General features: G+C 71.2%; 22 protein-coding genes. 12 read left to right on the top strand and 10 right to left on the bottom strand.

Annotated elements, in window-relative coordinates; genetic code table 11:
* Positions 1-45: 45 nt before the first annotated feature.
* The 4 genes from ABG090_RS12030 to ABG090_RS12015 all read right to left on the bottom strand — a co-directional run bounded on the left by ABG090_RS12030 (position 46) and on the right by ABG090_RS12015 (position 5,101).
* Positions 46-1,545, bottom strand: a complete 1,500-nt coding sequence (locus tag ABG090_RS12030; protein ID WP_347754817.1) for a lipase maturation factor family protein — start codon at positions 1,543-1,545, stop codon at positions 46-48.
* A 74-nt stretch (positions 1,546-1,619) separates the two neighbouring features.
* Entirely contained in the window at positions 1,620-2,546 is a 927-nt protein-coding gene (locus tag ABG090_RS12025; protein WP_347754815.1) for an alpha/beta hydrolase, read from the bottom strand.
* Between the two features lie 482 nt (positions 2,547-3,028).
* Positions 3,029-4,453, bottom strand: a complete 1,425-nt coding sequence (locus ABG090_RS12020; protein WP_347754812.1) for an NAD(P)/FAD-dependent oxidoreductase — start codon at positions 4,451-4,453, stop codon at positions 3,029-3,031.
* Between the two features lie 135 nt (positions 4,454-4,588).
* A complete protein-coding gene (locus tag ABG090_RS12015) occupies positions 4,589-5,101 on the bottom strand; it encodes a hypothetical protein (protein WP_347754810.1) in 513 nt (170 codons plus the stop codon).
* Between the two features lie 204 nt (positions 5,102-5,305).
* Between ABG090_RS12015 and speB the strand changes: the two genes are divergently transcribed.
* Positions 5,306-6,247, top strand: coding sequence for an agmatinase (speB, locus tag ABG090_RS12010; protein WP_347754807.1), 942 nt, complete (start codon positions 5,306-5,308; stop codon positions 6,245-6,247).
* Here speB and ABG090_RS12005 read toward each other — a convergent pair.
* Positions 6,211-7,134 (bottom strand): Lrp/AsnC family transcriptional regulator, encoded by a 924-nt coding sequence (locus tag ABG090_RS12005; RefSeq protein WP_347754805.1) that lies wholly within the window; start codon positions 7,132-7,134, stop codon positions 6,211-6,213. The two genes, speB and ABG090_RS12005, sit on opposite strands and share 37 nt — an antisense overlap.
* Positions 7,135-7,346: 212 nt before the next feature.
* On the opposite strand from ABG090_RS12005, the gene ABG090_RS12000 reads away from it, so the two are divergent.
* The 8 genes from ABG090_RS12000 (at position 7,347) to ABG090_RS11965 (ending at position 17,072) form a co-directional block, all read left to right on the top strand.
* Complete coding sequence (locus tag ABG090_RS12000) at positions 7,347-8,198, top strand: transporter substrate-binding domain-containing protein (protein ID WP_347754802.1); 852 nt, start codon at positions 7,347-7,349, stop codon at positions 8,196-8,198.
* Between the two features lie 62 nt (positions 8,199-8,260).
* On the top strand, positions 8,261-8,989 hold the full coding sequence (locus ABG090_RS11995; RefSeq protein ID WP_347754800.1) for an amino acid ABC transporter permease: 729 nt from the start codon (positions 8,261-8,263) through the stop codon (positions 8,987-8,989).
* Complete coding sequence (locus tag ABG090_RS11990) at positions 8,986-9,783, top strand: amino acid ABC transporter ATP-binding protein (protein ID WP_347754797.1); 798 nt, start codon at positions 8,986-8,988, stop codon at positions 9,781-9,783. Before ABG090_RS11995 ends, ABG090_RS11990 begins: the two co-directional genes overlap by 4 nt.
* Positions 9,773-10,795: an NAD(P)-dependent oxidoreductase gene (locus tag ABG090_RS11985; protein ID WP_347754795.1), complete on the top strand. Its 1,023-nt coding sequence runs from the start codon at positions 9,773-9,775 to the stop codon at positions 10,793-10,795. The genes ABG090_RS11990 and ABG090_RS11985 overlap by 11 nt, the downstream gene beginning before the upstream one ends.
* Positions 10,773-12,512 carry an amidohydrolase gene (locus tag ABG090_RS11980; RefSeq protein WP_347754793.1) on the top strand — a complete coding sequence of 580 codons (1,740 nt, stop codon included), beginning with the start codon at positions 10,773-10,775 and terminating at the stop codon, positions 12,510-12,512. The genes ABG090_RS11985 and ABG090_RS11980 overlap by 23 nt, the downstream gene beginning before the upstream one ends.
* Complete coding sequence (locus ABG090_RS11975; RefSeq protein WP_347754791.1) at positions 12,509-14,125, top strand: thiamine pyrophosphate-dependent enzyme; 1,617 nt, start codon at positions 12,509-12,511, stop codon at positions 14,123-14,125. The genes ABG090_RS11980 and ABG090_RS11975 overlap by 4 nt, the downstream gene beginning before the upstream one ends.
* Before the next feature lie 2 nt (positions 14,126-14,127).
* A complete protein-coding gene (locus ABG090_RS11970; RefSeq protein WP_347754790.1) occupies positions 14,128-15,711 on the top strand; it encodes an amidohydrolase in 1,584 nt (527 codons plus the stop codon).
* 149 nt (positions 15,712-15,860) lie between these two features.
* Positions 15,861-17,072 carry a PLP-dependent aminotransferase family protein gene (locus ABG090_RS11965; RefSeq protein WP_347754788.1) on the top strand — a complete coding sequence of 404 codons (1,212 nt, stop codon included), beginning with the start codon at positions 15,861-15,863 and terminating at the stop codon, positions 17,070-17,072.
* 42 nt (positions 17,073-17,114) lie between these two features.
* Here ABG090_RS11965 and ABG090_RS11960 read toward each other — a convergent pair whose 3' ends face one another.
* A complete protein-coding gene (locus ABG090_RS11960) occupies positions 17,115-18,071 on the bottom strand; it encodes an alpha/beta hydrolase (protein ID WP_347754785.1) in 957 nt (318 codons plus the stop codon).
* Positions 18,072-18,246: 175 nt separating this feature from the next.
* Here ABG090_RS11960 and ABG090_RS11955 point away from each other — a divergent pair, with 175 nt between their 5' ends.
* The 3 genes from ABG090_RS11955 (at position 18,247) to ABG090_RS11945 (ending at position 19,793) form a co-directional block, all read left to right on the top strand.
* The gene (locus tag ABG090_RS11955; RefSeq protein WP_347754783.1) at positions 18,247-18,552 is read left to right on the top strand and encodes a putative quinol monooxygenase; all 306 of its coding nucleotides are present in this window, start codon (positions 18,247-18,249) and stop codon (positions 18,550-18,552) included.
* Between the two features lie 92 nt (positions 18,553-18,644).
* A complete protein-coding gene (locus ABG090_RS11950; RefSeq protein WP_347754780.1) occupies positions 18,645-19,220 on the top strand; it encodes a hypothetical protein in 576 nt (191 codons plus the stop codon).
* Positions 19,221-19,280: 60 nt separating this feature from the next.
* Positions 19,281-19,793 carry a hypothetical protein gene (locus tag ABG090_RS11945; RefSeq protein ID WP_347754778.1) on the top strand — a complete coding sequence of 171 codons (513 nt, stop codon included), beginning with the start codon at positions 19,281-19,283 and terminating at the stop codon, positions 19,791-19,793.
* Positions 19,794-20,530: 737 nt separating this feature from the next.
* Here ABG090_RS11945 and ABG090_RS11940 read toward each other — a convergent pair.
* Genes ABG090_RS11940 through ABG090_RS11925 form a run of 4 tightly spaced genes read right to left on the bottom strand, consistent with a single transcriptional unit; the run spans position 20,531 to position 23,936 of the window.
* Positions 20,531-21,151, bottom strand: a complete 621-nt coding sequence (locus ABG090_RS11940) for a TetR/AcrR family transcriptional regulator C-terminal domain-containing protein (RefSeq protein ID WP_347754775.1) — start codon at positions 21,149-21,151, stop codon at positions 20,531-20,533.
* 22 nt (positions 21,152-21,173) lie between these two features.
* Positions 21,174-22,268, bottom strand: a complete 1,095-nt coding sequence (locus ABG090_RS11935) for a Zn-dependent alcohol dehydrogenase (RefSeq protein ID WP_347754773.1) — start codon at positions 22,266-22,268, stop codon at positions 21,174-21,176.
* A 1-nt stretch (position 22,269) separates the two neighbouring features.
* Positions 22,270-23,700 carry a cytosine permease gene (locus ABG090_RS11930; RefSeq protein WP_347754770.1) on the bottom strand — a complete coding sequence of 477 codons (1,431 nt, stop codon included), beginning with the start codon at positions 23,698-23,700 and terminating at the stop codon, positions 22,270-22,272.
* A complete protein-coding gene (locus ABG090_RS11925) occupies positions 23,697-23,936 on the bottom strand; it encodes a hypothetical protein (RefSeq protein ID WP_347754768.1) in 240 nt (79 codons plus the stop codon). Before ABG090_RS11925 ends, ABG090_RS11930 begins: the two co-directional genes overlap by 4 nt.
* Positions 23,937-23,958: the final 22 nt, after the last annotated feature.

Raw genomic sequence — 23,958 nt, 5'->3', positions numbered from 1 at the left:
CTCGCTGATCTCTGCAGTCTTGTCGCTGTTGAGCGCCGCCGCGATCTACCCGACCGAGCCAGCCCCTCCGCCTCGGCCGAGGCGCATCGGGTCGACCAGCAGTCCGCGATCCTCCCGCATCCACACCTGCCCGGTCGCCCGATGCTCGGCGTGCGTGGCGAAGCGGTAGCGGTAGACCCGCGCCCGCACCCACGCGGGTCGCTCACCGTCGAACGGATCCTTCCCGAGCAGCCGCAGCGTCGGCTCGTCGGCCTCCAGCAGCCGGTGCAGCAGTGCTCGGAACCACGGTCCGCGTGCCCCGAGCGCCAGGAACCACATCATCCAGTCGAGCCGCAGATGGTACGGCGCGAACCACCCCGGCACCCGCCGCACGTCGCCGGGCTTGCCCTTGAACCCGTATTCCACCCAGCCGTCGTCACTCGGCGCATCCGACCCCGTCAGCCGCTCCCGCATCGTGCCCTCGACGACGATCTCGTCGCGCACCTTCGTGACGGTGCCGAAGGCGCCGTAGGCGTTCGCGAGCCGCAGCCGGTTGAACGACGCATTCATGAGCTGTCGGCGCGAGAGCAGATTGCGCACCGCGGGCATCGACAGCCACGCGTAGCCGATGAAGACGACGGTGGCGAGGATGCTGAACCAGACCGGCGTCGGCGCATAGCCGTGCTCGGCGGGCCAGGCGGGCAGCAGCCACGACACCGCACGGTCGTCCACGGCGGCGAACGCGAGCACGATCGTGATCCAGTTGAGCCAGGCGAAGTTGCCGGTGAGCACGAGCCACAGCTGCGTGAGGATCACGACCGCGGCCGCGGCGCTCGCGATCGCGGAGCCGGGCCAGGGCAGGAGCAGCGCGAACAGCAGCCAGGGCGCGACCAGCTGCGCGACGTGGTTGCCGAGCACCTCTCCCTTGTGGAACCAGCGCGGCAGCAGGTGCGCGGTGCGGCTGAGCGGGCCCGGCATCGGCTGCGTCTCGTGGTGGAAGGTGAGCGCCGTGAGGTCGCGCCACTCGCGGCCGCCGCGGATCTTGATCATGCCGGCGCCGAACTCCAGCCGGAACACCAGCCACACGACCAGCAGCACGACGAGCGTCGGGGGAGCCGTCGCATCCGAGCCCAGGAACGCCACCAGGAACCCCGCCTCGCACAGCAGCAGCTCCCAGCCGAAGCCGTAGAACACCTGCCCGATCGGCAGGATCGAGAGGTAGACGGCCCACAGCACGAGGAACGCGAGCATCGGCACCCACGGTGGCCCCAGCTGTGGCAGCCCGGCGACCAGCGCGACAGCGATCACGATGCAGACGACGCAGAGGATGCGCAGGAAGCGATCCGAGTAGTGCAAGCGGAAGATGCTGGGCTGGCCCTCCAACGCACCGGCAGCGATGAAGCGCGGCGCCGGGAGCAGGCCGCGCTCGCCGAGCAGCGCCGGGAACTGCAGCAGCGTCGACAGGAATGCGACGGCGAAGATCACGGCCGTGCCGCGTTGCAGCACCTGCCGGGCGAGCTCCGCGTGCGGGGCGTCGAGCCAGGCGACGGCTGCTGCCCATTCCATCGGTCACCTCCGCTCATCCGCTCGCATCTAGCGTCGCGCGCCGGGCGGCGGGCGACAAGTGCCGCGCTGTCGGGTCAGGCGGGGTCGGCGGTGCGCCGGCTCGCGTCCGCCAGGCGGCGCGCCAGGTTCTCGATGATCGATCGACGACTCGCCGTGCCCTCCGGCACGGGCAGCAGCGGCGTGACGTGCACGGCGCCGTCGAGCTCGTGATAGCCGGCGAGCGTCGCCGCCGGCAGCCGGTCGCGCAGCACGCGGCAGTCGGGCAGCGTGATGTCGCGCGTGCCTACCCAGATCTCGATGGGCGGCAGCCCCTGCAGATCGCCGTAGAGGGGGCTCAGCCTCGGGTCTCGGAGATCGGTGCCGTTGGCCCATGACTCGGCGATCGGGCGCAGGCCCGCGCGCGCCAGCCAGGGATCGGTCGGCTCGATCGCGTCGACCTCGGGATTGCTCATCGACAGATCGAGCCATGGCGCGATGAGGGTCGCGCCCAGGAGTCGGATGTCGGCGCGGTCGACCGCCGCCTGCGCGGCAACGAGCGCGAGCCCGCCACCCGCGGAGTCACCGATCAGGTGCACGGGACGACCCTCGGCGCCGAGCTCGCCCAGCATCTCCATGACGAAGGCGAGCGCCTCGAGGCCGTCGTGCTGCGGCGCCAAGCCATAGATCGGCACGTGCACCTCGGCGCCGGTCTGCTCGGCGAGATCCGCGATGAGACTCCAGTGCTGCGCGACGATCTCGTTGCAGTAGGCGCCGCCGTGCAGGTAGACGACCGCGGGCCCGGTGCCGGCGGCGCTGCCCGCATCCTTGGTGCGCACCACGTGGACGTCGAAGCCGCCGATGGCGGCACTTCTCACGGTGCACCGTGCCGTCAGCGAGCTCGGCGGCTGCGACGACCGCTTCGGCCGCTCGAGCATGGCGCGCCCGGCTGCCGCCGTCGCGAACCGGCGCTTGTAGACGAGCCCGAGCAGCGTCGCGAGCACGCGCATCTGCACGCTGGCCACGGCTAGCTCCCGCGCTTCGCTCGGATGCCGCCAGCACAGGCGGGGCGAACCGGTCGGCAAATGCGCGACCCGTTGCGCGACCCGCTGCACGTCGTGATCCCGAGCATCACCACTCGAGCGTGTTTCGCGGCGGCACCCCGACGTGCCTGCTCGACCGGCCCGGGCGCTGTGCGCGTCGCGCCGGCGCCGCTCGGCGGGCGGGGGCGACCTGCTGGCGCGCCGACCGGTGTGTGCCGCCAGCCGCCTTCCAGCGCGCGGTGTCCATCGTCCCGTGCCGGACTGCGAGACGAATGAGCCAATACGTGGCGTAGGCGACGAGGAACGTTCCTGCGGCCCAGATGAGCAGACCGAACAGCATGGTGCCACCAGTGAAGCTGGCGAGTCCGGTGAGGAACCCGAAGCTATCGAACGATCCGCTGGGGGAGGGAGACGGGTTCACGCTCGTCAATCTAGCAACGGCGGACTACGCGGACTTCGTCGGCTCAGCCCGGCTCCAGACCGCAGTCCTGCAGCGCCGCCTTCGCCGCGTACCAGCCGCTCATGCCGTGCACACCGCCACCGGGCGGGGTCGACGACGAGCAGAGGAAGACGCGGCCGGGCGTCGGCACGCGGTACGGATTCGCGAGCGTCGGGCGCGCCAGCTGCTGCGTGCCGGCCAGCGAGCCACCGCCGATCGAGCCGCCCACGAGATTCGAGTTCCACAGCTCGAGCGCGGCAGGCGGCATCGCACGCCGCTCGAGGATGCGATCGCGGAAGCCCGGCGCGAAGCGCTCGATCTGCGCCTCGATGGCGGCGGATGCGTCGCCCGGCCAGGCGTGCGGCACATGCGCGTACGCCCACACCAGGTGCTTGCCCGCCGGTGCGCGCTCGGCGTCGGCGGCGGTCGGCTGCGTCACGAGCACGAACGGTCGCTCCGGCATGCGACCGCGCGCGACGTCGGATTCGGCGGCGGCGATCTCGGCCAGGGTGCCGCCCACGTGCACGGTGCCCGCCCGCGCCACCCGCGCATCCGCCCACGGCACCGGGCCGTCGAGCAATAGGTCGAGCTTCGAGACGCCCGGGCCGTAGCGCCAGTTCGCGAGCCTGCGGGTGTAGCTGCCGGAGAGGTCGAGGCCGGCGAGGCGCAGCAGCTGGTGCGGGGTGAGATCGAGCAGCACCACGTCGGCACGCAGGTCGCGCAGGTCGGTGACCTCGACGCCGGTCTCGATGCGTGCGCCGGCCGCCTCGGCGACGCGCGCCAGCGCATCGGCGATCGACTGCGTGCCGCCGCGCGCGAAGGGCCACCCCGTGGCGTGGCCGAGCCCGCCGAACGCGACAGCGAACGCGCTCGTGATCGGCGCGCCGAGCGGCAGCGTCGCGTGCGTCGCGCTGCCGGCGAAGAGCGCCTGCGCCGCCCCGGAGCGGAAGACCGAGCGCGCCAGCAGGCTGGCGGGCCAGGCACCGCGCATGCCGATGCGAGCGAGCAGCAGGGGGTCGTCGGGGATGCGGATGAGCGGGGCCATGATGGCCTCGGTCGTCGCGTAGGGGTTGGCGGTGGTGGGCGCGTGCATGCGCAGCCACGCGCGCGCGTCGACGCCCAGCTCGCGGGCGGTCTGCTCGGCATCGCGGTGCAGGATCGCGGCTCGGCCACCCGGCAGCGGATGCGCCATCGGATAGTCGGCGTGCACCCACTCGAGCCCGTGCTGCTCGAGCCCGAGCGAGCGGAACGCCGGACTGGTCGCACCGAACGGGTGGCCGGCTGCGCCCAGATCGATGATCGCCTGATCGCCGAAGGCGGGCGCGGATGCCGCGGCGCCACCGATCTGCGGCAGCCGCTCGAGCACCGTGACCTCGATCCCGGCGCGCGCCAGCACGGCGGCTGCCGTGAGCCCGTTGGGGCCGGCGCCGACGACGATGGCGGTGGTCACGCTGCCTCCTCTGGTCGACGTCGCGGGGTACAGGCTCAGCCTGGCGCGGCTGGCGGATCGGTGCAAGCCGCCGGCGCCGCGCCACCGCAGAGAGGCTGCATGCGCGCGGCAGCGGCGAGCGTCAGGCGCCGAGCGTCAGGCGTCGCCGCGCAGGAAGCGCTCGCGCACCGTCTCGCGATTGATCCGCACCAACTGCTCGATCTGCTGGTCGGCGCGCAGCTGCAGCGCTCGCAGCATCCGATCCTCGAAGCGCGGGTCATCCTCGGCGAGCTCGAGCAGCGCGTCCCACATCGACCGCTTCGCGCGCACGGCGCCGGTGAGGAAGTCGAGCTCGAACTGCGCCATCGAGCTGCGGCGCAGGCGCAGCAGGTTGACCGGATTGACGCTGCCGCCGGCCCGCAGCGCCAGCGTGAGCAGGCGCTTCCAGCCCTTCGGCCGGAAGCCGAGCTGCTGGATGAGGCGAGCGAGATCGCCCCGATCGCGGGCGATCTCGTCAGCGAGCGCGAGCAGATCGCGCTCGTGCTTGGTGCCCTCGAAGGTGCGGGCAGCGGCCTTGAACGCCTGCACGCCGCCCTCGGAGGCGAGCAGGTGCTCGTTGAGGTATGCCGCGAGGTGGTCGTCGGCATCGGTGCGGCGGTCGTCGGGCATCGTTGGCTCCTGTGGTTCGGGTGCAGCACCAGCCTGCCGCGTGTCGGCGATGGTGACGGAGGACACGCGGAGTGCCGTGCGGGGATCGCGGATGCGGCACGGCTTCGGCACGTCGCGCGATCCCTCGAGCGGCTGGCGACCGGCCCCGGCCCACCCCGCCCGTGTAGCGTGCGATGCGATCCCCAGCCACGTCAGGAGCCCACTGTGACCGAGCCCATCGGACCCGTCGACGCCAGCCGCGTGCCCCGCTTTGCGGGCATCGCCACCTTCGCTCGGCTGCCCCGCATCGACGAGGTGCAGCACGCGGACATCGCCGTCGTGGGTGTGCCATTCGACAGCGGCGTCAGCTTCCGGCCCGGTGCCCGCTTCGGGCCGGCGCACGTGCGAGAGATCAGCCGCCTCCTGCGGCCCTGGAATCCCGCGCAGCAGGTGGCGCCCTTCGGCAGCCAGCAGGTCGTCGACGCGGGCGACATGGCCGTCAACCCCTTCTCGATCGACGAGGCGGTCGCCGACATCGAGGCGCACGCGCGCGAGCTGACGGCGAACGGCACGCGCCTGGTCACGATCGGCGGCGACCACACGATCGCGCTGCCGCTGCTGCGCGCAACGCACGCCATCCACGGGCCGGTCGCCGTGGTGCACTTCGACGCGCACCTCGACACCTGGGACACCTACTTCGGCGCACCCGTCACGCACGGCACGCCCTTCCGTCGCGCGAGCGAGGAGGGGCTCATCGACCTGACGGCGAGCGCCCACGTGGGCATTCGCGGACCCCTCTACAGCCAGCAGGATCTCGTCGATGACGAGCACCTCGGGTTCGTGCCGATCACCGCCGTCGAGATCGAGGAGCGGGGCGTGCAGGCGGCCATCGACCGGCTGCTCGAGCGGATCGGAGACGCGAAGGTCTACATCTCGATCGACATCGACGTGCTCGATCCCGCCCACGCGCCCGGCACCGGCACGCCGGAGGCGGGCGGGCTGACGAGCCGCGAGCTGCTGCGCATCCTCCGCGCGATGGCGCACCTCGAGATCGTCGGCGCCGACGTGGTGGAGGTCGCCCCGGCCTACGACCACGCGCAGATGACGGCGGTCGCCGCGAGCCACGCGGTCTACGAGCTGCTCTCGGCGATGGCGCCGCGCGACTGACGCTGCTGCGCGAACTGATAGCGCTCCCGACGGATGCGCGCATGCAGCCAGGTGTCGACGGCCAGCACGCCATCGAGCGCGCGCAGGGTGTCGAGCAGCTCGTAGAGCTCGTCGAATGACGCGAAGGGCGCCGTCGCGATCAGGTCGAACCGGCCGTAGGCGCGGGCGAGGAACTCGAGCCCCGGCCGCTTGGCGATCAGCTCGATCGCCGCTTCGCCCGCGTCGTGCAGCGTGATGCCGAGGCCGAAGAGGAAGTTGCGGGTCGTGTCGGAGCGCTGGCGCACGGCGCCGATGCGCATGATGCCGAGGTCGAGCATCCGCTGCACGCGCCCGCGCGCACCGTTGATCGACAGGCCGCTGGCAGCGGCGAGCTCGGCGTAGCCGACGCGGCCATCGCGCTGCAGCTCGGCGATGAGCGCGAGGTCGGCGTCGTCGAGATGCTGCTCGCTGTCGGGCTCCGCTCCGAGGAAGAAGCTGTTGAGCACCTGCTCGTACAGCGTCACCTGCATGTCGACCACGCCCTCGGCACCGCGCAGCAGCCGCATCGCGGCCTGCAGCTCGTGCCGGTCGCGGGTGTGCACCTCGGCCGCCACCGCGAAGGGCCCCACGGTCTCGGAGATGAAGACGGGGGAGTCGAGCTGGTCCATGCGCTCGAGCAGCGGTGCCGTCGAGCCGGCGACGCGGAACGAGAGGTGCGCGAGCGAGTGCAGTCCTCGAACGCGTGGATGGACGGCGGCGAGGATCCGCAGACCGCCCGTCTCCAGCAGTGGGGTGACCCGCGCGGTGATCGCAGCCCGGGTCGTGCCGAGCTGCCGCGCGATCTCGCTGAACGACAGGCGGCCGTCGCGGCGCAGCAGCTGCACTGCGGCCTCGGTGAGTTCGTCCATGGCTCCAGCGTAGGGGAGCAGACTGGATCCCTCTACAAGTTTTCTGTTTCGGGCGCGTTTCGTGGTTGTCAGCGCGGCCGAAAGTCGGTTCTGTGTGGCAACTTTCTCATTTCGACACGCCGCAACTGCAAAGTTGCTTGACATCATGTGTCGTCGACCGCCACGATGAGGCAACGGCAGCCGCAGCGGGTGCCCTTCCGATGGAGAGAAGCATGAACAATCGATTTGGCGCCCTCGGCGCAGCCGCCGCCGCGGCGGTCCTGCTCGCAGGATGCTCCGCCGGCACGCCGACGTCCTCGGCTCCCGCGAGCGACGAAGCATCCAGCAACGCGCCGGAGGGCCTCGTGAACGAGGGTCAGCTCTCGGCCTGCATCGACCCCGAGTACCCGCCGCTGGAGTACTACGAGAACGGCAGCGACGGCGAGATCGTCGGCTTCGACGCCGACAGCATCGAGGCGCTCGCCGACCACTGGGGCGTCGAGACCAACTACGTCGTGACCAGCTTCGACGGCCTCATGCCGGGCCTCCAGTCGAGCACCTGCGACGTGATCTTCGGCGGCCTCTACATGAGCGAGGAGCGGCTCGAGATCGCAGACGCGTCGCCGGTGATGAACGCCGGACCCGCGATCCTCGCCACCCCGGAGAACGCGCCCTCGATCACCGAGCAGTCCGACCTGTGTGGCCTCACGGTCGCGGCGCAGGCCGCCAGCGCCAACGAGGCGACGCTGCAGAGCCTGAACGAGGGTGCGTGCGCCGACGACGCGGTGAACATCCAGAGCTACCCGAAGACGGCCGAGACCGTGCTGGCCGTCGTCAACGGCCTCGCCGATGCCCTCATCGAGACCAACGTGGGCGCTGCCTATATGGAGACGCAGAACGAGGGTCGCCTGGCGATCGCGGCAGACGTCTTCCCGCCCGACACCACGTTCGGCGTCTTCACCCGCAAGGACGACGCGCTGAGCCCCGCGGTGGCCGAGGGCCTGCGCGCGATCTACGACGACGGCACGCTCGCCGAGATCGCCGCCGAGTACAACCTCGACCCGACCATCGTCGACGTCTACTGATCCGACCTCACCACTGAGCGTGCCCGACGGCTGCGTCGTCGGGCACGCGAGAGGAGCCCCTCGTGGGATTCGACTTCCAGATCTTCATCGGGCAGCTGTTCAGCCCCGTCTACCTGCAGGGCGCGATGCTCTCGCTCGGCGTCGCCGTCGTCTCGCTCATCATCGCGACCGTCATCGGCTTCATCGTCGCGATGGGTCGCGGCTCGAAGAGCCGCATCGCGCAGTGGCTGGCACTGACCTACACGTGGTTCTTCCGGGCCATCCCGGCGCTGCTCGTGCTCCTCATCATGTGGAACGCGCTGCCGCAGCTGCTGCCTGACCTGCGCGCCTGGGGCTACAACCCCTTCATCGCCGCGTCGATCGGCCTGGGCCTGGTGGAGGCGGCGTTCATGGCCGAGATCATCCGCTCGTCCCTCTCGTCGGTGGACGAGGGCCAGGGGCTCGCGGGCCGGGCGCTCGGCATGAAGCCCGGCACGGTGATGTCGAAGATCATGGTGCCGCAGGCGATCCGCATCGCCCTGCCGCCGACCACGAACGAGTTCATCGGCCTCATCAAGTACTCGTCGCTCGCGTCCGTCATCTCGCTGCGCGAGCTGCTGACGACCGCGCAGGTCGGCGTCAACATCACCTTCCGCTACGCCGAGTACTACACCGTGGCGATCATCTACTACCTGGTGATCGTGAGCATCATCACGGTCATCCAGATGCAGATCGAGCGGCGCTTCCACTGGGCGACGTCGCTGCCGGCGAAGAAGCGCCGCACCAACAAGCTGGTGGGAGCCGCACGATGAATGAGTCCACGACGTACACCCCCACCGGCGCCCTGCTGACGGACATCCCGACGCTCGAGGTGCGCAACCTCCACAAGGCGTACCACGGCAACGAGGTGCTCAAGGGTGTCGAGTTCAAGGTGCGACAGGGCCAGGTGAAGGCCGTGCTCGGCCCCTCGGGCTCCGGCAAGTCGACGATGCTGCGCCTGATGGCGCTGCTCGAGCCGGCCGACCAGGGCGAGATCCTGCTCGAGGGCGACCGCATCGGCGTCGACGGCCGCGGCCGCGCGCTGCCGGAGGCGCGGCTCGCCGTGCAGCGTCGCGAGGTGGGGATGGTGTTCCAGAAGTTCAACCTGTTCCCGCACCTCACCGCCGCGAAGAACGTCGCGCTCGCGCTGACGGCCGTGCAGAAGGTCGGCCGCGCCGATGCGCTCGAGCAGGCGCACGTGATGCTCGAGCGGGTCGGCCTCTCCGACCGGGCCGACCACCACCCCTCGCAGCTCTCCGGCGGTCAGCAGCAGCGCGTGGCGATCGCTCGGGCACTGGTGCTGAACCCCACGGTGATGCTCTTCGACGAGCCCACCAGCGCGCTCGACCCCGAGCTCGTCGGTGAGGTGCTCGAGGTCATGGAGCAGCTCGCGCACGACGGCATGACGATGATCGTCGTCACGCACGAGGTGCGATTCGCCCGCCGCGCCGCCGACGAGGTCACGCTCTTCGACGGCGGCGTCATCGTCGAGCAGGCACCGCCGGAGCAGTTCTTCGACGACCCGCAGCACGAGCGCACGAAGAAGTTCCTGAGCCATGTCCACTGAGGCCGCGGCGGCCGGCAGCCGAGTGGTCGCCGTCTGCCGCGACCTGGACGAGCTCGACATCGAGGCGGGCGTGCGGATGCTCGAGGCGGCCGGATGCACCGTGCTGCGCCTGAGCGCCGACGACCCCGACACCATCGCCCGCGAGGCAGCGGATGCCGAGGCGCTGCTGCTCGGCTACGCGCGCGTCGACGCCGACCTGCTGGCGCGACTGCCTCGGCTCGGGCTCATCGCGAACGCATCGATGGGCGTCGACATGGTCGACGTGGATGCCGCCACCGCGCGCGGCGTATGGGTCGCGAACGTGCTGGGCGCGGCGACCGAGGAGGTCGCCACGCACGCCCTCGCGCTGGCGCTCGCGGCCTCCCGCAGGCTCATCCCCTACGTGGATTCGGTGCGCTCGGGCGGCTGGGATCTGGAGGCGGCGCCGATGCCGCGCCGCGCCAGCGAGCAGACGCTGGGGCTGCTGGGGCTCGGCCGCATCGGGCTGGCGCTCGCGGAGCGGGCATCCGCCACCTTCGGTCGCGTCGTGGGCTACGACCCCTATGCCGGCGAGACGCCCGGCGTCGAACGGATGAGCGCTGACGAGGTGCTCGCCGCTGCCGACGTGCTCTCGCTGCACCTGCCGCTGATGCCCGAGACCGCCGGCTACCTGAACGCCCACCGAATCGCGCTGCTGCCTCCGGGCGCCACCGTCGTCAACGTCAGCCGCGGCGGGCTCATCGACGAGCCGGCGCTGCTCGACGCGCTCGAACGTGGCCACCTCGCGGCCGCAGCGCTCGACGTGCTCGCCACCGAGCCGCCGGCCGCCGACGATGCGCTGGTCGCGCATCCGCGGGTGCTCGTCACGCCGCACGCCGCGTTCCGCTCGGATGCCTCGATGGCCGACTACGTGCGGCTGCAGGCCGAGAACGTGCTCGCGTGGCTGCGCACCGACCGCCCCGTCTCGCCTGTCAATGCACCGCTCCCGAACTCTCAGAGGAAGACCGCCGATGCGCACCCTGCCACCGCTTGAGGCCCGCAACGAGCACCCGCTGCTCGTCACCGCGCACCGCATCCGCACCATGGCCGGCCCCGGCGCCACGGCCACGTCGATGCTCATCGTCGACGGCCGCATCGCCGCGATCGGCGGCACCGCCGAGGTCGAGCGCGCTGCCGTCGAACTGCCGCACGTCGAGCGCATCGACCTCGGCGACGCGACCGTCGTGCCGGGCTTCATCGACGCCCACGCGCACCCGCTCATGCTCGGGCAGTTGAGCACCTGGGTCGACTGCGGGCCCGACCGGGCGAGCGACATCCCCGGCGTCGTGGCGCTGCTGCGCGCCGCGGCCGAGCGCCTGCCAGCCGGCGCCCCCGTGCGCGGCTACGGCTACGAGCAGCGCAACCTCGCCGAGCTGCGCCACCCGACGCGCTTCGAGCTCGACCAGGTTGCGACCGACCGCGAGGTCTACCTGATGAACGCCTCCGGCCACGGCGGTGTCGTCAACTCGTGGACGCTCGAGCACAACGGCGTCACCAGAGAGACGCCGAACCCCGAGGGCGGCGAGTTCTTCCGCGACGCCGACGGCGAGCTGACGGGCGAGCTCTCGGATGCGGCGTGCAACGTGCTCACGGGCCTGCACGGCGTGAAGATCGGCCACCACGGCCCCAACTTCCACCTCGGCGACGAGCCGGCCGAGCTCGTGCGGCAGCTCGAGGGCGCGCAGGCGCAGTTCCTCGCCGGCGGCGTCACGACCGTCGGCGACGCGCAGGTGTCGAAGCGCGAGCTCGACACCTACCTGCGGCTCGCCGAGACCGGCGGGCTGACCATGCGAGTCTCCGGCTACCTGCTCTCGCACCTGCTCGACGCAGCGATCGAGATCGGCCTGCACGGGCCGCTCGGCGACCGCCGCCTCTCGATCCAGGGCATCAAGCTCTATGCCGACGGCACGCTCGGCGGCGAGACCGCCTGGTTCCCCGACGGCTACCTCGACGACCCGTGCCGCACGGGGCAGCTGTACCACTCGCCCGAGGAGTACCGCTCGCTCGTCGCCCGCGCGCACGCCGTCGGCCTGCAGACGGCCACGCACTCGCAGTCGCCGGATGCGATCGAGATGGTCATTTCGACCATCGAGGCCGCGCTCGCCGAGCGCCCCGACGCCGACGCACGCCATCGCATCGAGCACTGCGGCCTGCCCACGCCCGACCACATCGAGCGGATGGTCGCGGCCGGCATCATCCCCGTGAACCAGCCGCAGCACCACTTCAACTGGGGCGAGGGCGTCACGCGCGCCATCGGCACGCCGGGGGAGCGGTTCAACCCGCTGGGCGAGTTCGCGCGCGCAGGGCTCCCGCTCGTCATCTCGTCGGATGCGCCGGTGGCCGACCCGGTGCCGCTCGAGGCCGTGCAGGCAGCCGCATCCCGCATCACCCGCCGCGGCGTGCAGCTGGGCGGCGACGAGCTCGCGATCGACGTCGACCTGGCGCTCCGCGCCCACACCATCAATGCGGCCCGGGCGCTGGGACGCGAGAGCGACCTCGGCTCGCTCGAGGTCGGCAAGGCGGCAGACTTCGCGGTGCTCGCCGCCGACCCCGTCGTCACGCCCGTCGGAGAGATCGCGCGTCTCGGCGTGCTCGCGACCTGGGTGGGAGGCGTGGAGGCCTTCAGCGCGCAGACCGCGGCCGACACCGGCTCCGCCGCCGACGGACGTCAGCCGGGCGCATCCGCGCACGACCTGGAGGCAGCACGATGACCGAGCACCGCAGGAACGCCGGCTGGGCCGTGCTGCAGACGCTCGCGAACTACGGCGTCGACACCGTCTTCGGCATCCCCGGCACGCACAATCTCGAGCTCTACCGCCACCTGTCGGCGCTCGGCATCCGGCCAGTCACGACGCGGCACGAGCAGGGCGCCGGCTACGCCGCCGACGCCTGGTCGCAGCGCCGCTCGGCCGCGGGCGAGGTGACCCCCGGCGTCGTGATCACCACGAGCGGGCCCGGTCTGCTGAACGCGCTCTCGGCCGGCGGCACCGCCTTCGCCGAGTCGCGCCCGATGATCGTGCTCTCGCCCGGCGTCGCCATCGGCGACGAGTTCGCCGACCGCGGCGCGCTGCACGAGACGAAGGACCAGTCGGCGGCGGCCGCCGCGATCCTGCTGTGGAGCCGCCGGGTGCGCTCCGCGGAGGAGGCGGTCGAGGCGGTGCACGACGCCTTCGCGCTGTTCCGCTCCGGTCGCCCGCGTCCCGTGCACATCGAGGTGCCGCTGGATGTGCTCGAGGCCGAGACGGACATCGACGACTCGCTCCTCGCGCCACGCTCGGCCGCCGCGGCTGCGGCGCTCGACGCAGCTGCGCTCGACGCGGCCGCGGCGGCGCTGCAGGGCGCCGAGCGCCCGGTCATCATCGCGGGCGGCGGGGCCGTGCGCGCCGCGAGCGCACTCACCGCACTTGCCGAGCAGCTGGGCGCCACGGTGCTGACGTCCTTGAACGGCAAGGGCGTCGTGCCCGAGTCGCACACGCGCTCGCTCGGCAGCGAGCTGCGCCTCGCCCCCGCCGCCGAGGTGGTGAATGCGGCCGATGCGCTGCTCGTCGTCGGCTCCAAGCTGGGCGAGGCCGAGCTATGGGGCAACGAGCTCGCGCCCGAGGGCGCCGTGATCCGCGTCGACATCGACGAGGCGCAGCTCGACAAGAACCTGCCCGCGACCATCCGCGTCCTGGGCGAGGCGCGCGCGGTGGTGGAGGCGCTCGCCGCTCGAATCGAGCGTGAACCTGCCCCGGATGCGGGCCTGGATGCCGTGCGCAATGCGCTCGTCGAGGCCGCGCACGACTTCGCCCCGCGCGAGATGGTGGCGGCCGAGGCCATTGCCGCGGGCATCCCCGCCGGCGCCGTGGTGGCAGGCGACTCCTCGCAGATCACCTACTACGGCATGACGAGCGCCGTGCGGCAGGATGCGCCGGCGTCGATGCCCTACATGCCCGCCTACGCGACGCTCGGCTACGGCCTGCCCGCCGCGATCGGCGCCAGGATCGCCTCGCCCGAGACTCCTTCCGTCGTCGTGACCGGCGACGGCGCGCTGATGTTCAGCGTGCCGGAGCTCGCGACCGCCGTCGAGCAGCAGCTCGACATCGCGGTGATCGTGGTCGACAACGGCGGCTACGGCGAGATCGAGCAGAACGAGGCCGATCGCGGCATCGATCCGATCGGCGTGCGCCTGCACCAGCCCGACTGGGCGATGCTCGCCCGCGCGTTCGGCGCCTCCGGCACCCGCGTCGACGACGCATCCGCAGTGCCCGCCGCCGTCGCGGCAGCCATTGCCGAGCCGGGCGTCAGCCTCGTCCACATCCCCCTGCAGATCTTCGGAGCATGACCATGACCGACACCGACGTCGCGACCGCGACACCCGCATCCGCCCAGCTCTCGGAGGCCGCGAAGGCCACCGCGCGGGCCTGGATCGACGAGCACATGGGCGAGCTCTCGGCCTGGCACAGCGAGATTTTCGGCTTCGGCGAGCCCGCCTGGCGCGAGTACCGCTCGGTCGCCTGGTACGTGGCGACGCTGCGCGAGCACGGCTTCGAGGTGGAGGAGGGCTCGGCGGGCATGCCGACCGCGTTCTCGGCCACCTGGTCGAACGGTGTTGATGCAGACGGTGATGCGCCGACCCTGCTCACCTACGCCGAGTACGACGCGGTGCCCGGCAACTCGCAGGCGCCCGTCACGCACCAGCAGCCGCGCGAGGGATCGAGCCGCTTCGCGGGCGGCCACACCGACCCGCACTCGGCGCTCGGCATCTCGACGCTCGCGGGCGTGCTCGCGACGAAGCACGCCATGGAGCAGCACGGCATCGCCGGCACGCTCAAGTACACGGGGGAGCCGGCCGAGAAGATGCACGGCTCGAAGGTCGTGCACGGCCTGCGCGGCTACTACGACGACGTCGACGCGATCGTCTCGTTCCACCCCTTCTACATGCTGCCGCTGTGCAACACCGCGCGGTGGGACACGCAGTGCGGCGCCTACTACTCGAAGGTCTACACGTTCCTCTGCGAGCAGCCCGAGACCTGGCAGATGGGGCACGGCGACTCGCCCATCCCCGCCTCGCACTCGGCGGCGCGGGCACCCGGCGCCAACCTGGCGCTGACGCAGATGTACTCGGCGTCGCGGTCGATGCAGGATGCGATCCTGCCCGCAACCGGCGGCTGGTCGCTCACCGATGCGATCCTCAGCGACGGGCAGGCGACGGCCGACAACCTGCCGGCCCGCTCGGCGCGCATCCAGTTCTCGTGGCGCACCCCCGACATCGCGATGGCCGAGGCGATCCTCACCGCGCTCGACCGCAACGCGGCGGCGGCGGCGATGATGGCGCACTGCACGGTCGAGGAGACCTGGGTGGCGCGCTCGCGGCCCGGGCGCACGAATCACGTGCTCTCGACCGCGCTGTTCGACGAGCTCTCCGCTGTCGGCGCGCCGTCGTATGGGACGGATGCGGTGGCGGTTGCGCAGGAGATTCAGCGCAGCGTCGGCATCGAGCCGATGGAGCGGCCGTTCCTCGACGAGTGCGAGCAGCTCATCAGTCCGCAGGATGCCGAGGCGAAGCTGCGCGAGATGATGCCCGCCTGGCAGCGCAACTGGACGAGCGACGACTACGTCGAGATGACGCACTACGCGCCGACCGTGCGCTTCTACGTGTCGCGGCCCGCGCTGAAGGGCGACCCGACGGTGCCCTACCCGGCGTGGACGATGAACGCGATGGGCGGCATCCCGGCCACCATCGACCCGACGATCGAGACGGCGGGCAAGACGATCGCCGGCACGTTCCTGCGACTGCTGACGTCGCCCGACGAGCTCGCGGCCGCGAAGGCCGAGTTCGACGCGCGCACCGCCGCCGACCCGAGCCCTGCCCTGCTGCCCGCCAGCTTCGAGCCCCCCATCGACCTCCCCTGGCCCGAGTACTCGTAGGCCGAGGAGCACGACGCCACCGGCGCCGCCCCTTCCTTCCGTAGGCCGAGGAGCCCGATGCCAAAGGCATCGGGCGTCACGAGACCGATCCCGCCCCTCCCCGAGCAACGACCTACACTGCACTCAGTCGTCGCCAGCAAGGAGGCCGAGTGCTCGACCACCCCTTCCTCACCGATCGCTCCCGCGGCTTCCTGCCCTCGCCGGTGCGCGACGTGTGGGAGGCGTCAATGCAGCCAGGCGTCATCTCGCTCGCCGGCGGCAACCCCGACCTGTCGCTCGCCTCGCTCGACTGGCTCGCGGATGCCGCCGCGCGGCTCGTGCGCGACCGCCCTCACGACGTGCTGCAGTACGGCTCGGGCTTCGGCTCGACCGAACTTCGCGAGGCGATCGTCGAGCTGATGGCCGCCGAGCACATCGCCGCCGACGTCGACAGCATCCAGGTCACCGCCGGCTCGCAGGTGGCGCTCGACATCGTCACCAAGGTGCTGTGCGAGCAGGGCGACACGGTGCTCGTCGAGGATCCGACCTACGTGGGTGCGCTGGGCGCCTTCGGCGGCGCGGGCCTGCAGGTCGAGCACGTGCCGATGGACGCCGACGGCCTCGTGCCCGACGCGCTGCGGGAGCGCATCCGCCGCCTGCAGGCCTCCGGCCGCCAGCCGCGCATGCTCTACACGATCCCGAACTTCCAGAATCCGCGTGGCGTCACCCTCGCGGCCGAGCGGCGTCCCGAGATCGTCGAGATCTGTCGCGAGGCACGCATCCCGATCGTCGAGGACAACCCCTACGGCATGCTCGCGTTCGAGCCGCGCACGATGCCGTCGCTGCACGAACTCGACCCGGAGCACGTGGTCTACCTTGGCTCGTTCTCGAAGGTGTTGGCGCCGGGCCTGCGGGTGGGATGGGCGTCGGCGCCGACCTGGATGCGGCGCTCGCTGCAGCTTGCCTCCGAGTCGACCGTGATCTGCGCTTCGCCGTTCAGCCAGGCGATCGCGGCGGAGTTCATCACGAAGCAGGACTTCCGCGGTGCGATCGCGAGTGCCGCCGCGGTCTACGGCGAGCGAGCGCATGCGCTGTGCGAGGCGCTCGCGGTTCACCTGCCCGCGGGGTCGACGCTCACCGAGCCCGAGGGCGGCTTCTTCGCGTGGCTCACCCTGCCCGAGGGCTGGACGACGGATGCGTTGCTCGACGCCGCGATCGACGAGCAGGTCGTGTTCGTGCCCGGTGCGGCGTTCTGTGCGCCCGGCGAGGGGTCGCGCGAGCTGCGACTGGCGTATTCGTTTGAGTCACCGGAACGCCTGGCCGAGGGTGCGCACCGACTGGGGCGGGCGTTCGAGCGGGTCGCGGGCACGTTCGACGACTGAGCGCGGGAAGGCCGTGGGGCACGACGGCAGGAGCCCCGAGGATCAGCTCGGAGCATCCGCCCAACGGACACGCTTTACCCATTCGGAAAGCACGCTGGCGACCCGATGCGGGCTGCCGAGCCAGGGCGCATGCCCGCCGGGGACTAGGGCGAGCTCGGCGCCCGGGATGCAGGACTGGATCGTGCGAGCCACGTCACTGCCGCCGAGCGGGTCGTGCTCGCCCCAGACCAGCAGCGTCGGCACGGCAACCTCGTGCAGGTCTTCTTCTCGCACACGCGCTCGGCGACGGAACCCCGTTCGCGTCGCGAGCGCCCACGGCGCAACGAGCGCACGTATCTCCGCTCGAAGCGATCGCGCTGCGATGGGGTCGTTCCCGACCGCGACCATGAGTTCGACGAGCTCGGGATAGGCGCGGAGCGAGTCGCCTTCGCTCACTGGTTTCGCGAATTGCGCCACGGTGCGCGGGGTCTCTCGCTGCCGCTCGATGAGACTGCGCACACCCGGCGTGCCCATCAGCCGGAAGGGCAGCATGGCGCGCGTGCCTGGCAGGCCTGGCGCGGCGATCAGGGCGAGCCCGACGACGCGCTCGGGTCTCTTGAGGGTGAAGCGCAATGACCACAGGCCGCCCATGGAATGGCCGACGAGGATCGCCGCTGGCAGCGCGAGCGCGTCGAGGAGCATGTCGAGCCACCGCGCCTCCCATCCCTCTCCCATTGCGGTCGCCGGAGGCGGATCGCTCAGTCCGAAGCCAGGTCGGTCGACCACCACGGCGCGCATCCCTTCCAGGTGCGGCAGCAGCGGCAGCCAGAACGACCCGGGACTGCCGGAGCCGTGGACGAACACCACGGGTGGCCCGGAGCCCTGCTCGGCGACGTGGACCCGAGCGCCGTCGGAGGTGCGGACCATGCTGCTCGACAGATTCGCCTCGATGAGCAGGCGCTCATGGAGGCGCTGCACTGCGCTCGGATGTGCGGATGTGTCCTGTGGCTCGATGCCCATCGCGACCCTCCGATGCGTCGGTGGTCCTCCTCGAGTATGCGCGCGATGGGCGAAGGTCACCATGGGCCCCGTGGAGGCCGTCTCGGCAGGCGCTCGCGATTGGCACCGCGTTCACGCAGCCCCGCTAGTGTCTGCACCAACCACCGCCCTCGATGGCCCGCAGGAAGGAACAGACGTGAGCACCCACTACCTGGTCGTCGCGACCTACACCGCCAAGCCCGAGACCGCCGACCAGGTGGCAGAGCTGCTGCCGACGCTCGCCGCGGCGAGCCGCCAGGAGCCGGGCAACATCTCCTACTCCGTCGCCCGCGACCTCGAGCACCCGCAGGTGTTCACGATCGTCGAGGTCTACGAAGACGCGGATGCGTTCACTGCGCACCGCGAGAGCGCGCACTTCGCGTCGATCGGCAAGATGCAGATCATCCCGCTGCTGGAGTCGCGGGCGGTCGTTGGGTACGAGGGCGACGGCGTCGTCGGCTGACGGTCGATGCGACGACTGGCGACGCGGGACCTGCGATGGTGAAGACCGGAGCAAGAGCCGCCGCTCTCGAGACCTTGCTGTCCGACGCTGGGATGGCAGCAGTCGCCAAGCCCCCATCGGTGAGACTCGGCACGCTGCCCGATCAGATGCGCCGCCAGATCCTCGATCTGTACCGCTCGATGGGCGGTGCGCAGCCGGAACCGAGGCTTGCGCCCGGGGCATGGGATCTCGCGCTTGCCGACGGCAGGCTCGTCGAGCTCGATGAGGAGTTCCACTTCACCCGGTACCGCGCGGCGACGCTAGAGGCGGACTTCGCTGGCCATCTGCCATGGGCGTCGGCGTATCGCACGTACGTCAAGCAGTTTGAGCGCCGAGCGATCGCGCCCGGAAACCGCTGGGCATCGCCCTCTTCGATCGCAATGTTCGGCGGCGCCGACCCAGTCGGCGAGTTCTTCACGTTCGGCTCGCCCCGCGGCAAGCAGCGCGCGATCTATGACGCGATGAAGGACGCCGCTGCGGCAGCAGGCGTCGTTTCTCTCGTACGGGTGTCCGTCTACGACTCGATCGGCGAGGCCACGCTCGAAGGTGTTGTGCGCGGTAGAGCCGCGCCGAACCCACCCGCGTTGGCTGAACTCGTTGATCGGCGGACGAGTCAGCCCATCGTGTGACTCGAGGCCGGTGCGGCTGATCGGTCGGCGTCTCCCAGCGATGTGCGCCATCCTCAATCCATGCAGTCCTCGCCCACCGCAGCATCCGGACCCTCGCTGGCGCTGACCGCGTGGGTGACGATGCTCGCACCGTTGGTCGCGGTGCTCATCAAGGCGGCGAGTGGAGGCTGGCTCCTCGTGATGGTGGTCTGGTCGAGCCCACTGTGGCTTGCTGGCTACGTGCTGCTGGTCGTCGCGGCGGCGCGCGGGATGCTGCGGCAGCAGGGCGTGCTGCGCGAGGGTGCGCGCCGCACGCGCGCAACGCTGTGGGCGTGGCTGACGTCGGTCGGCGTGCTGCTGTTCGCGTTCTCCGTGGTCGACGGCGGCGACACGCGTGAGTCGATCCAGTCGACGCTGACGCTCGCGCTGGGAGCACCGATCAGCCCCTCGGCTGCCCACGAGGTCTCGGCCGGGATCGCCTACGTCGCGGTTGTCGCGTGGGCAGGCGGTTGGGTCGCGCTGCTGGTCGAGTGGGCGGTCGGCGTGCAGCGACGGCGACCGGTCGTGCCGCGCGTGGCGCCGCCGACCACGTAGACCTCGCGGCATCGTCTGCGCGCGACGAGCCCGCCGGCGACCTCCGCCTGCTCCGGCAGATAGCGTTGCCTCGACGCGATCGAGGGGAATCACGCGATGCCGGATCTGGCGAACGGGAACTACGTCTCGCAATCTGACGCCGACCGGCAGTGGGTGCCAGCGGCTCGCGACGTGCTCCTCGAGGTCGCTCGGGACTATGGAGCGTGGATCACCTACGACCAGCTGAGTCAGCGAATCCAGGCGTCCACCGGCATCACGACTCGGCAGCCCTTGGAGGGCTGGATCGGCCGCGTAATCGGCAAGGTGGCGGATGACGCGGCGTCGAGAGGCGAGCCACGGCTCACGTCGCTCTGCGTGGGATCTGATCTGACGATCGGCGAGAGCTACCCCGGTGTCGAAGCCGACGCTAGCGAGCGCATGCGCGAGCAGACCGCCGCAGCCGATCGCCTCGAGTGCTACCGCTGGTTCGGAGCCACGATGCCCGCCGACGGTGGTGCGCCGAAGGTCTTGCCGCAGTTGAGCGAGCGACCCGCTCGTGCGCGAGCGACTCAGCGCCCGGCGACCTCGCGCTCGACGAGCACGCGCGCGGCCGCGCCGACTCCGCAGCTGCGAGAAGCGACCTGCACCGAGTGCTTCATGGTCGTCCCCCTGGCGCCGACGTGCCGAGACTGCGGCGCCCCGATGGTGAGCGAGGGCGCGTAGCCAACAGTCGGTCGACGCTCCGCAGCGCAGGCACGTCAGCCGCGCGGTGCCGCCATCCGCTCCACCGCAGCAACGGCAGCCTCCACGCCGAGCTCGAACCCGGCGGGCGCGCGTCCCTCGTCATCGCCGGCAGCCGCCACCTCCCGCAACTCCGGCAGGTCGTGTCCCTCGACGCGCCACAGCGGCACGGGGGAAGCGGCATCCACCGCGGATCCCAGCACGACGGCGTCGATCATCGCCGAGCACGCCACCCGCTGCGCGACCGGCACCCCGGCGTCGCGCAGGATGACGAACAGCGCCTCGTAGATCTCGAGCGTGCGCGCATCCTCCACCGGTGCCCCGACGAGCACCGGCACGACGGCAGGCACGCGGGCCGTGGCGGCTCGGTAGGCCCGCATCCACAGTCGCAGCCGGTCGAGCGGCGGCAGCGCCGTGTCGAGCGCCGGCGCAAGGTCGATGTCGGCGTAGAGCTCCTCGCGCATGCGGTGCACGATCGCCGCGCGCCCGCCGGGCAGGTGGTGGTACAGCGACGAGGGATGCACGCCGAGCTCGGCGGCGACGCCGGGGATGGTGAAGTCCCCGTGCTTCGCGACCAGCCGAAGCGCAGCGGCAGCGATCAGCTGCGGGGAGAGGATGCTGTGCTTCGGCCTGGCCACGAGGCTCCGTTCGGTGAGGGCTTTAGAACATGATGACGCTTCGCCCGCGGGCGCCGGAGCGCATCAGTTCGAAGGCGTCGTTCACCTCATCGAGCGAGACGCGGTTGGTGATGAGTCGGTCGATCGGCAGTCGGCCCGCCAGGTAGAGCTGCGCGAGCATCGGGAAGTCGCGCGCAGGCACGGTCGAGCCGTAGTTCGAGCCGATCAGCGACTTGCCCTCCTCGGCGAGCGCCAGCGCGTCGATCGGCACCGGGCGGTCCTGCGGCGGCAGCCCGACGATCACCGCGGTGCCGCCGCGCTTGAGCGTTGCGGGCATGATCGCGATCGTGTCCGGGCGGCCGATGGCCTCGAAGGCGACATCCACGCCCTCCGGCATGATCTCGCGCACCTTGTCGGGCAGCGACGCATCCGACTTCACCGTGTGCGTGGCGCCGAACTCGCGCGCGAGCTCGAGCGACGCATCCGTCACGTCGGCGACGATGATGGGGCTGGCACCGGCGAGCGCGAGGCCCATAATGATGCTGATGCCCACGCCGCCGGCGCCGATCACGAGTGCCGAACGGCCCGCCTTCAGCTGCGCGTCGTTCACGACCGTGCCGACGCCCGTGGCGATCGAGCAGCCGATGAGCGCCGCCACGTCGAACGGCAGCTCCTTCGGCACCTTGATCGCTGCCTGCTCGGCCACCACGACGCGCTCGCTCATCGAGCCGACCGCCAGGTAGGGGTAGGCGGTGGCGGCGTCGAGCGTCATGGGCGTCGAGCCATCCGGCAGCACGCACGCCTCGGAGCCCGACCCGGTGCACACCCAGGTGCGGCCCTCGCGGCAGCTGGTGCAGACGCCGCACGGGTAGAACCAGGTCATGATCACGTGGTCGCCGGGCTCCAGCGAGCGCACTCCCTCGCCGACCGCCTCGACGACGCCGGCGCCCTCGTGACCCATGATCGTCGGCGTCGGCATCTGCCAGTCGCCGTCGAGTACGTGCCGGTCGGATCCGCAGACGCCCGAGGCGCCGATGCGCACGAGCACCTCGCCGGGGCCGGGATCGCGGAGGGTGACCTCGCGGATGTCGAGGGTCGCCTTGCCGTCATAGACGGCGGCACGGGTGGTGGTCGCCATGTCAGCCTGCCTTCGTGAACGCGCGCTTGCGGTAGATCACGCGCGTGAGCAGCAGGTAGGCGACCGCCGCGACGATCGCCGCCGGCAGGCTGGCCGTGATGACCGAGAACGCGGCCTGCGTCTCGAGCGTGATCGGGTTGTAGAGCCAGAGGTAGAAGACGGCACCGGTCAGCAGCGCGCCGATGCCGGCCCAGTTGATGCCCGCCGGGTAGGCGTAGAGCGTGCCGCGCTGCGCCAGGTGCATCTCGCGGAGGTCGATGCGCTGCTTGCGCAGCACGAAGTAGTCGGCGAGGGCGACGCCGCAGAGCGCCGTGAGGAACGCGCCCGACATCAGCACGAAGACCATGAACTGCTCATACATGAACTGCGGGAAGAAGGTCATGATCGCCGGCACCACGAAGAACGACGCGGTCAGCACCTTCCACGGCACCTTCGCGAGCAGGCCGCCGGACGACTGCCGGATGGCGAGGATCGTCGAGTAGACGATCGACGACATCGAGGTGATGTTGGCGAAGGCGATGAAGACGAGCACCGCGATGCCGAGCACGGCGCCGCCGAACGGCACCATCCAGACGGTCGGGTCGGAGTCGCCGAGCGTGAGCGCGGCGGCCATGCCGACGACCTGCGCGACCATCGTCGCGATCAGGAGGCCGCCGTAGGCGGGCCAGACCGCGGCCTTGCGGCTGCGGGTCATGCGGGCGAGCGATCCCATCACCGGGTACCAGGAGACGCCGACGCCCACGTTGAACTCGATGGCGACCATGAAGTTGAGCGTCTCGTCGTCGAACGGCGCGAGCGGTGCGGCCGAGAAGAGCTGGTCGAGCGAGGTGTTGGCGATCAGGAAGACCATCATGATGACGGTGATGACGGCGAGACCGGGAGCGATGATCGCGTTGAAGCGGCCGATCGTGACCGGTCCGCGGGAGAGCACCCACCAGGCGATCGCGATGGCGATCAGGCCGCCGATCGTGACGACCGGGCCGTACTGGCCGAGATCGGTGCCGGCGACGGTCGAGGCGACCTGGCTGGTGGCGCGGCCGGCCATGACGGCGAGCAGCGACGACCATCCCATCTCGGTGATGAGGATGACGGTGAAGACGAGCGCGCCGACGCCCACGACGCCGAACGCGCCGCGCAGCAGCATGTACTGCTCGGAGCCGTAGCGCTGCGAGGCGACGACCGAGGCCAGCACCATGAAGCACAGGCCGATGGCGTTGCCGATCAGCATCGCCGCGATGCCGGCCTGGAAGCCGACGAGCAGGGCCGTCGAGCCGCCGACCAGGAACGCCCAGGTGGCGATGGCGAGGGCGGTGTTGACCCAGGTGAAGTCGAGGGCGCTCCAGGAGCGCTCCTGCTTCAGCAGCGGGAAGGTGCCGAAGACGTGCTCGCTCTTGAGCTTCGGGTCGGCCAGTGCGGCCTTGCGCTCGCTCACAGGATCACGACCAGGATGCCGACGGCCACGGCAGCGACCGTGACGGAGACGTAGAGGGCGAGCTCACGGACGGTGAGCGGCAGGCGGGAGTCGTCGTCGCGCTCGTCGCGCTCAACGACGCGGATGCGGCGCTCGAGCTCGGTCGCGACGGCCGGCTCCTGGCCGGCGGCGATCATCTCGCGCTCGAACGACGAGGCGTTCGCCTCGTCGGTGGTGCCCTGCGGGGTGGGGGTCATCGTCGGCTCCTTCGCCGTGTCG

Source organism: Agrococcus sp. ProA11 (assembly GCF_039880525.1).
In the GTDB taxonomy this organism is placed as follows: Bacteria; Actinomycetota; Actinomycetes; order Actinomycetales; family Microbacteriaceae; genus Agrococcus; species Agrococcus chionoecetis.
Note: the sequence above shows the minus strand (reverse complement) of the source record. Positions and strands in the feature narration are given on the sequence as shown.